The sequence below is a fragment of the Streptomyces sp. NPDC044704 genome (assembly GCF_056433525.1).
This window is the reverse complement of the sequence record NZ_JBWKGY010000011.1, coordinates 1-7,606: the sequence shown is the minus strand read 5'-3', so window position 1 is coordinate 7,606 and position 7,606 is coordinate 1. Positions and strand designations below refer to the sequence as shown.

Annotated in this window: 9 protein-coding genes; 5 read left to right on the top strand and 4 right to left on the bottom strand. The window is 70.3% G+C overall.

Features of this window, described 5'->3' with window-relative positions; genetic code table 11:
* Positions 1-156 precede the first annotated feature (156 nt).
* On the bottom strand, positions 157-942 hold the full coding sequence (locus tag AC07B0_RS24945) for a hypothetical protein (RefSeq protein WP_469383575.1): 786 nt from the start codon (positions 940-942) through the stop codon (positions 157-159).
* A 133-nt stretch (positions 943-1,075) separates the two neighbouring features.
* Here AC07B0_RS24945 and AC07B0_RS24940 point away from each other — a divergent pair, with 133 nt between their 5' ends.
* The 4 genes from AC07B0_RS24940 (at position 1,076) to AC07B0_RS24925 (ending at position 4,301) form a co-directional block, all read left to right on the top strand.
* A complete protein-coding gene (locus AC07B0_RS24940; protein WP_356879546.1) occupies positions 1,076-1,876 on the top strand; it encodes an ABC transporter ATP-binding protein in 801 nt (266 codons plus the stop codon).
* Positions 1,877-1,943: 67 nt separating this feature from the next.
* On the top strand, positions 1,944-2,372 hold the full coding sequence (locus AC07B0_RS24935) for an NfeD family protein (protein WP_356879544.1): 429 nt from the start codon (positions 1,944-1,946) through the stop codon (positions 2,370-2,372).
* Between the two features lie 84 nt (positions 2,373-2,456).
* A complete protein-coding gene (locus AC07B0_RS24930; protein WP_356879542.1) occupies positions 2,457-3,434 on the top strand; it encodes an SPFH domain-containing protein in 978 nt (325 codons plus the stop codon).
* A 90-nt stretch (positions 3,435-3,524) separates the two neighbouring features.
* On the top strand, positions 3,525-4,301 hold the full coding sequence (locus tag AC07B0_RS24925; protein WP_356879540.1) for a sulfite exporter TauE/SafE family protein: 777 nt from the start codon (positions 3,525-3,527) through the stop codon (positions 4,299-4,301).
* A 60-nt stretch (positions 4,302-4,361) separates the two neighbouring features.
* Here the strand turns inward: AC07B0_RS24925 and AC07B0_RS24920 are convergent, their stop codons facing one another.
* From AC07B0_RS24920 to AC07B0_RS24910, 3 genes are all read right to left on the bottom strand, one after another.
* Complete coding sequence (locus tag AC07B0_RS24920) at positions 4,362-4,865, bottom strand: HNH endonuclease (RefSeq protein ID WP_356879538.1); 504 nt, start codon at positions 4,863-4,865, stop codon at positions 4,362-4,364.
* 149 nt (positions 4,866-5,014) lie between these two features.
* Positions 5,015-5,548: a YbhB/YbcL family Raf kinase inhibitor-like protein gene (locus tag AC07B0_RS24915; RefSeq protein WP_478898970.1), complete on the bottom strand. Its 534-nt coding sequence runs from the start codon at positions 5,546-5,548 to the stop codon at positions 5,015-5,017.
* Between the two features lie 39 nt (positions 5,549-5,587).
* Positions 5,588-6,370: a sporulation protein gene (locus AC07B0_RS24910; protein WP_356879534.1), complete on the bottom strand. Its 783-nt coding sequence runs from the start codon at positions 6,368-6,370 to the stop codon at positions 5,588-5,590.
* A 120-nt stretch (positions 6,371-6,490) separates the two neighbouring features.
* Between AC07B0_RS24910 and AC07B0_RS24905 the strand changes: the two genes are divergently transcribed.
* A complete protein-coding gene (locus tag AC07B0_RS24905; RefSeq protein WP_356879532.1) occupies positions 6,491-7,132 on the top strand; it encodes a DNA-3-methyladenine glycosylase in 642 nt (213 codons plus the stop codon).
* Positions 7,133-7,606: the final 474 nt, after the last annotated feature.

The window sequence follows — 7,606 nt, the reverse complement described above, 5'->3', positions numbered from 1 at the left end:
GTGCCCGAGCCCCTCCGGGCCGGCCGAAGCCCCCTCCGGGCCGGGCCCGAACCCTCCGGGCCGGCCGTAGCCCCCCGGGCTGTGCCCGAACCCCTCCGGGCCGACGGGCCCGAAGCCCCCCCCCGGGCCATCCGGCGGAGCCACCCACGCGGAGCCCTACGCTCCGCGCTCCCGCTCCTCGACGGCGGAGTTGAACGCCGCCACCAGGGCCCGCCGGGCCACCCGCTCCACCGGCCGCAGCGCCTCCGCCCGCGCCGCCATCTCCGAGGCGGCCACCGCACCCCCGTGCCCGTTCTCGTACGCCAGCGACACCATCAGGTCCACCCGCTGCGCCAGCGCCAGCACCCGCACCGCCCGCGGCGGATACCCCGGAGCCAGCGCGTCCCGCCCCGCCTCCGCCCGCGCCCGGTACGCCGACAGGGCCGCGTCGGCCACCGGCCCCGACGCCGCCACGTCCAGCCGGGTCAGCACCACCGTCGCCTCGCGCAGCGCCTCCGCCAGTTCCCGCTCCGCCTCCCCGAGCGACGGCACGTCCGCCGGCGGGGCCTCCCGTACGGGCAGGCAGTGCCACGTCACCGAGACGTGCAGGTCCCCGGCCGGCCCGGCCTCCACCACCTCCGGCACCAGCCCCAGCGCCGCCCCCACCGCGACCACCGCCTCCTCGGCCTCCAGCGCCCGCGCGTTGAACTCCGCCGGCCCGCTCAGCCCCAGCGGATGCCCCGGCGCGGGCAGCGCCACCCGCAGTCCGCTCACCCCCAGCGCCCGCATCCGGCCGAGCGCCAGCGTGAGCCCCACCGGACCCGGTTCCCCCGGCAGCCCGGACACCCGGTGCACGGCGTCCTCACCGACGATCGACGACGCGGCCTCGTCGGGCGACACCAGACCGGCCAGCAGCGCGTTCCCCCAGGCGGCCAGCCGCCCTGAACGTGGTTCGAAAAGCATCCCCCCACTTTACGGATCGCCCCCCGCACCCGGCCCCGGAACCGGACCCCCCGCCGAGTGGCGTAGGTTTTCCCCTGGGGCTGCGCCTGCCGGCGCACAGAGAACCGTGACTGCAAGGGGTGACAACACGCTCATGAGCGATGTTCTGGAGCTGGTGGACGTATCCGTGGTCCGCGAGGGCCGGGCTCTGGTGGACCAGGTCTCCTGGTCGGTGAAGGAGGGGGAGCGCTGGGTGATCCTCGGCCCCAACGGCGCCGGCAAGACCACACTGCTGAACCTCGCCTCCAGCTACCTCTTCCCCACCAAGGGCTCCGCCACCATCCTCGGCGGCACCCTCGGCAAGCCCGGTACCGACGTGTTCGAGCTGCGCCCCCGCATCGGCGTGGCCGGCATCGCCCTCGCCGACAAGCTGCCCAAGCGGCAGACCGTCCTGCAGACCGTGCTCACCGCCGCCTACGGCATGACCGCGACCTGGCAGGAGGAGTACGAGGACATCGACGAGCAGCGCGCCCGCGCCTTCCTCGACCGCCTCGGCATGTCGGACTACCTCGACCGCAAGTTCGGCACCCTCTCCGAGGGCGAGCGCAAGCGCACCCTGATCGCCCGCGCCCTCATGACCGACCCCGAACTGCTCCTCCTCGACGAGCCCGCCGCCGGTCTCGACCTCGGCGGCCGCGAGGACCTCGTACGCCGCCTCGGCCGCCTCGCCCGCGACCCGCTCGCCCCCTCGATGGTCATGGTCACGCACCACGTCGAGGAGATCGCCCCCGGCTTCACGCACGTCCTGATGATCCGTCAGGGCAAGGTCGTCACCGCCGGTCCCATCGACCTCGAACTCACCTCGCGCAACCTCTCGCTCTGCTTCGGCCTCCCGCTGGTCGTCGAGCGCAACGACCACGACCGCTGGACCGCCCAGGGCCTGCCCCTGCGCTAGGCCGTCTCTTCCGGCCGTACCGTTCGCGCCCTGTCCGGACCGCGCCCACCCGACCTACCATGACCATGTGGACATCGACGCATGGGTGTGGTGGCTCATCGGCGCGGTCGGACTGGGCATCCCCCTCGTCCTGACCGCGATGCCGGAGTTCGGCATGTTCGCCGTGGGCGCGGTCGCGGCAGCGGTCACGGCGGCACTGGGCGGAGGGGTGGTCGCGCAGGTCTTGGTCTTCGTCGTCGTATCGGTCGCGCTGATCGCCGTCGTCCGGCCGATCGCCAACCGGCACCGCGACCAACGGCCCCAACACCGCAGCGGCATCGACGCGTTGAAGGGCCGCTCCGCCGTCGTCCTCGAACGGGTCGACGCGGGCGGCGGACGCATCAAGCTCGCCGGCGAGATCTGGTCCGCCCGTACCCTCGACGCGGACATGAGCTTCGAACCCGGCCAGTCCGTGGACGTGGTGGAGATCGACGGGGCGACCGCCGTCGTGATGTGACAACCAGCCTGCTCGCAGGCCCCGGGTCTGCGAGACTCCGATCAACGGGGCAGCACAGACAGCCGGAAGGGCACGGGGAACCGCATGCAACCGATCATCATCGTCCTGATCATCCTGGTGGTTCTGGTCTTCATCGCCCTGGTCAAGACGATCCAGGTGATCCCGCAGGCCAGCGCAGCCATCGTCGAGCGGTTCGGCCGCTACACCCGCACCCTCAACGCGGGCCTCAACATCGTCGTCCCGTTCATCGACTCCATCCGCAACCGCATCGACCTGCGCGAACAGGTCGTCCCCTTCCCGCCGCAGCCGGTCATCACCCAGGACAACCTGGTCGTCAACATCGACACCGTCATCTACTACCAGGTGACCGACGCCCGCGCCGCGACGTACGAAGTGGCCAGCTACATCCAGGCCATCGAGCAGCTCACCGTCACCACCCTCCGCAACATCATCGGCGGCATGGACCTGGAACGGACCCTCACCTCCCGCGAGGAGATCAACGCGGCCCTCCGCGGCGTCCTCGACGAAGCCACCGGCAAGTGGGGCATCCGCGTCAACCGCGTCGAGCTCAAGGCCATCGAGCCGCCGACCTCCATCCAGGACTCGATGGAGAAGCAGATGCGCGCCGACCGCGACAAGCGCGCCGCCATCCTCCAGGCCGAAGGCGTCCGCCAGTCCGAAATCCTGCGCGCCGAGGGTGAGAAGCAGTCCTCCATCCTCCGCGCCGAAGGTGACGCCAAGGCCGCCGCCCTGCGCGCCGAGGGCGAGGCCCAGGCCATCCGTACGGTCTTCGAGTCCATCCATGCCGGCGACGCCGACCAGAAGCTCCTCGCCTACCAGTACCTCCAGATGCTCCCGAAGATCGCCGAAGGCGACGCCAACAAGCTCTGGATCGTGCCCAGCGAGATCGGAGACGCACTCAAGGGCCTCTCGGGCGCCATGGGCAACTTCGGCCCCATGGGCGGCGGTTCCAGCGGATTCAACCCGCAGAACCCCGGCAAGAGCGGCGCGAACGACCACACGGGCGGCCCCGACCGCCGCGAACAGCCCCCCATCGACTGAACCGGCCGCCCCCTCGTGCATGATCGGTGAGGCCCCTCGACCTTCACGGCGGGGAGGCGACTCGCTCACGCAAGGGGGATGGCTCCGTCCATGTCCATGTCCGTCTGGGAATCACTCGCGGTCTTCGCCGCCGGAATCGGCGCCGGCACGATCAACACCATCGTCGGTTCCGGCACCCTGATCACCTTCCCGGTGCTCCTCGCCACCGGCCTGCCGCCGGTCACCGCCAACGTCTCCAACACCCTCGGCCTCGTGCCCGGTTCCATCAGCGGAGCCATCGGCTACCGCAACGAACTCAAGGGGCAGCGCGCCCGCATCCTGCGCCTCGGCTCCGTCTCCCTCGTGGGCGGCCTCGCGGGAGCGATCCTGCTCCTCGTCCTGCCCTCGGAGTCCTTCGACACGATCGTGCCCGTCCTCATCGGACTGGCCCTCGTCCTCGTCGTCCTCCAGCCCCGCCTCGCCGCGGCCCTGCGCCGCCGCCGCGAAGCCGCCGGCACCGACCCCGGGGAAGGAGACGGCGGCCCCGTCCTCCTCACCGGCATGCTGCTCTCCAGCGCCTACGGAGGCTACTTCGGGGCCGCCCAGGGCGTGCTCTACGTCGGACTCATGGGCCTGCTGCTCCACGAGGACCTGCAACGGATCAACGCCGTCAAGAACGTCATCGCCGCCCTCGTGAACGGCATCGCCGCCGTCTTCTTCCTCTTCGTCGCCGACTTCGACTGGACGGCCGTCCTCCTCATCGCCGTCGGCTCCACCATCGGCGGGCAGATAGGCGCCAAGGTCGGGCGCCGGCTCTCGCCGACGGTCCTGCGCGGAGTCATCGTGACGGTCGGCATCCTCGCCATCGCCCAGCTCCTGCTCCGCTGAAAGACGTAGACGACATACGTTGCCCCGTCCGCCCGGAACCACGGCGGACGGGGCACACGACTAGGCGGACCGCGCGAGCCACTCGGGCAGCGGCTCCCGCCCGCCCACCCCCAGCGCGAGCAGCATCGCGTCGGCGGGCGACGGCACGAACGGCTTCCGCAGCAGCGGCATCCCCGCCTCCTCCGGAGTCCGGGCCGCCTTGCGATGGTTGTCCTCGGCACAGGAGGCCACCGTGTTCAGCCAGGTGTCCCCACCGCCCTGGGCCCGCGGCAGCACGTGGTCCACGGTCGTCGCGCGCTTCCCGCAGTACGCGCAACGGTGCTGGTCCCGGACCAGCACCCCCCTCCGCGACCAGGGAGCATGTCTTCGGAACGGCACCCGCACGTACCGGCAGAGCCTGATCACCCGCGGCATCGGAAGCTCCATGGTGGCCGCGCGCACACGCAGCTCGGGATGCGACTGTTCGACGACGGCCTTGTCCTGGAGCACGAGCACCACCGCCCGGTTCAGGGTCACCGTCGACAGCGGCTCGAAGCTCGCATTCAGCACCAGCGTGTCCCGCATCTCGCCCACCTCCCGTGTGCAGGCCCGCGACCACCCTGGCGGCAAGGCCCGGAACCACTCTGGCCGCGCGCGCCACGCGGGACAACGCAATAAAAATGCCCGGTCCTGGCCGTCTTTAGACCAGGACCGGGCAAACGCTCGGCGAACGATCAGCCCGCCGGCGCCTCGTACTCACCGATCAGCTGGGCCCGCCCGAGGGTGTGGAAGCGCAGATTGAACCCGACCACGGCAGGAGAGACGTCCCCGTCCGGCCCGAGCTTCTCCTGATCCACCGCGTACACCGTGAACACGTACCGGTGCCGCTCCCCGGCCGGCGGAGCGGCCCCGCCGAAGTCCTTCGTGCCGTAGTCGTTCCGTACGTGCACCGCCCCGGCGGGCAGACCCTCGAACTTCCCGCTGCCCGCCCCGGCCGGCAGCTCGGTGACCGAGGCCGGCAGGTCGAACAGCACCCAGTGCCAGAAACCGCTGCCCGTCGGCGCGTCCGGGTCGAAGCACGTCACGGCGAAGCTCTTCGTCCCCTCGGGGAAGCCCTCCCACCGCAACGCGGGCGAGACGTTCCCGCCCGACAGGACCTGCCCGTCGCCCAGCTCCGCCCCCGGCGCCAGATCGGCGCTCGTCACGGTGAAGGAGGGGACCTCCGGGTGAAAGTCGTGGGGGAGGGGCGCCCTGCTCTGCTCAACCACTGCTGAACCTCCTGATCGACAACGCGTACCGGCCCGAGCCTAGAACCAGTTGCGCTGCGAACCGACGGACGCGATCCACTGGTTCAGGTACGCGGCCCAGTCGGTCTGCTCGTAGGACTGCAGCCCCACCTGGAAGCAGCGGTAGGTGTCGCTTCCCTCGCTGAACAGCCCCGGCTTCTTGTCCATCTCCAGCACGACGTCCATGTCGCGCCCGTCCGAGACGAAGGTCAGCTCGACCTGGTTCAGCCCCCGGTACTGCGACGGCGGCAGGAACTCGATCTCCTGGTAGAACGGCAGCGTCTGCCGCGTCCCGCGGATGTGCCCGCGCTCCATGTCCGCACTGCGGAACGTGAACCCGAGCTGCCGGAACGCGTCCAGGATCGCCTGCTGCGCCGGCACCGGGTGCACGTTGATCGGGTCCAGGTCACCGGCGTCGACCGCGCGCGCGATCTCCAGCTCGGTGCTGACCCCGATGTTCATCCCGTGCAGGTGCTGACCCCCGAAGTGGGTGATCGGCGTCTCCGCCGGGATCTCCAGCCCGAACGGCACCACGTGCAGCTTGCCGGCCTCGACCTGGAAGGCACCGCCGAGGCGCTGCTTGGTGAAGACGACGTCCTGCTTGTACTCCTGGTCGCCGCCCTCCACCTCCACCCGCGCCTGGAGCCCGACGGACAGCCCCTCGATCTGCTGCTCCACGGACCCGCCCTGGATGCGGACCTCGCCCTGGACGATTCCGCCCGGCACCACGTTCGGCTCGGTGATGACCGTGTCCACCGAGGCACCGCCGGCACCGAGGCTCGCCAACAGCTTCCTGAACCCCATGCTCAAACTCCCCTTGAAGGCCTGTACGAAGGATCTGGCGACGCAGGAGCGCCTACCCCTTACCCACGCGGAACCTTAGGCCCCGGTTGCGGGGCCGCGCGTTCCACTACGCTCGACCGGATGAGCGCGCGTCCCGACCGTACGCCCCTGCCCCGGTCCTTCTTCGACCGCCCGGTCCTCACCGTGGCCCCCGACCTGCTGGGCCGCACCCTGGTCCGCCGCACTCCGGAAGGCCCCCTCGAACTGCGCATCACGGAGGTGGAGGCGTACGAGGGCCAGGCCGACCCGGGCTCCCACGCCTACCGCGGCCCCACCGCCCGCAACGCGTCGATGTTCGGCCCGCCCGGACACGCGTACGTCTACTTCATCTACGGCATGTGGTTCAGCCTCAACCTGGTCTGCGGCCCTCCCGGCCACGCGAGCGGCGTACTGCTGCGCGCCGGCGAGGTCACGCTGGGCGCGGACCTGGCTGCCAAACGCCGCCTTTCAGCCAGAAACCCGCGTGAACTGGCCAAGGGTCCGGCCCGTCTGGCCACCGCCCTGGACGTCGACCGCTCCCTCGACGGCACCGACCTCTGTGGCGGACCGGACTCTCCCCTGTCCCTCCTCGCCGGTACGGCCACACCGGCCGACCTGGTGAGCAACGGTCCCCGTACGGGAGTGGGCGGGGCCGGCGCGGCCCACCCGTACCGCTACTGGATCACGGGAGACCCCACGGTCAGCCCCTACCGCGCCCACGCACCACGCCGCCGGTCAACTTGACTCGGCCCTGCCGGACGCCTAACGTAGCCCGAGCCGCTTGAACGGGGCACTGCCTTCAGCAGACCCCCAGAGCGGCCAAACCACTACCTACGACTTACCCCTGGCGGGGTCTTATTCGGCATGCCCGAATTACCTGCCGATCGGCCCGATTATGAGCCGCAAGGGGAAAGCGCTAACGTAGCGGAGCGCCGAAAGGCAAAGACCCCCAACGGTCACCGAATTCAAATCCAAGTCGGAAACGGCGCGGAAATGATCTGGTAGAGTTGGAATCGCCGGAAAGGGAAAGCGCAAAAGCGCAGGACCTGGAAAGCAAGCGAGACTGGCTCTGATAGAGTCGGAAACGCAAGAACACAGAACGAAAGCCCGGAGGAAAACCCGCGAGGGTGAGTACAAAGGAAGCGTCCGTTCCTTGAGAACTCAACAGCGTGCCAAAAATCAACGCCAGAAGTTGATACCCCGTCCACTTCGGTGGAT

Bases quoted from the DNA above. Each gene is read 5' to 3' on its own strand.
- AC07B0_RS24910 (WP_356879534.1), bottom strand. From the start codon at position 6,370: ATGGGGTTCAGGAAGCTGTTGGCGAGCCTCGGTGCCGGCGGTGCCTCG.
- AC07B0_RS24940 (WP_356879546.1), top strand. From the start codon at position 1,076: ATGAGCGATGTTCTGGAGCTGGTGGACGTATCCGTGGTCCGCGAGGGC.
- AC07B0_RS24920 (WP_356879538.1), bottom strand. From the start codon at position 4,865: ATGCGGGACACGCTGGTGCTGAATGCGAGCTTCGAGCCGCTGTCGACG.
- AC07B0_RS24945 (WP_469383575.1), bottom strand. From the start codon at position 942: ATGCTTTTCGAACCACGTTCAGGGCGGCTGGCCGCCTGGGGGAACGCG.
- AC07B0_RS24925 (WP_356879540.1), top strand. From the start codon at position 3,525: ATGTCCATGTCCGTCTGGGAATCACTCGCGGTCTTCGCCGCCGGAATC.
- AC07B0_RS24930 (WP_356879542.1), top strand. From the start codon at position 2,457: ATGCAACCGATCATCATCGTCCTGATCATCCTGGTGGTTCTGGTCTTC.
- AC07B0_RS24905 (WP_356879532.1), top strand. From the start codon at position 6,491: ATGAGCGCGCGTCCCGACCGTACGCCCCTGCCCCGGTCCTTCTTCGAC.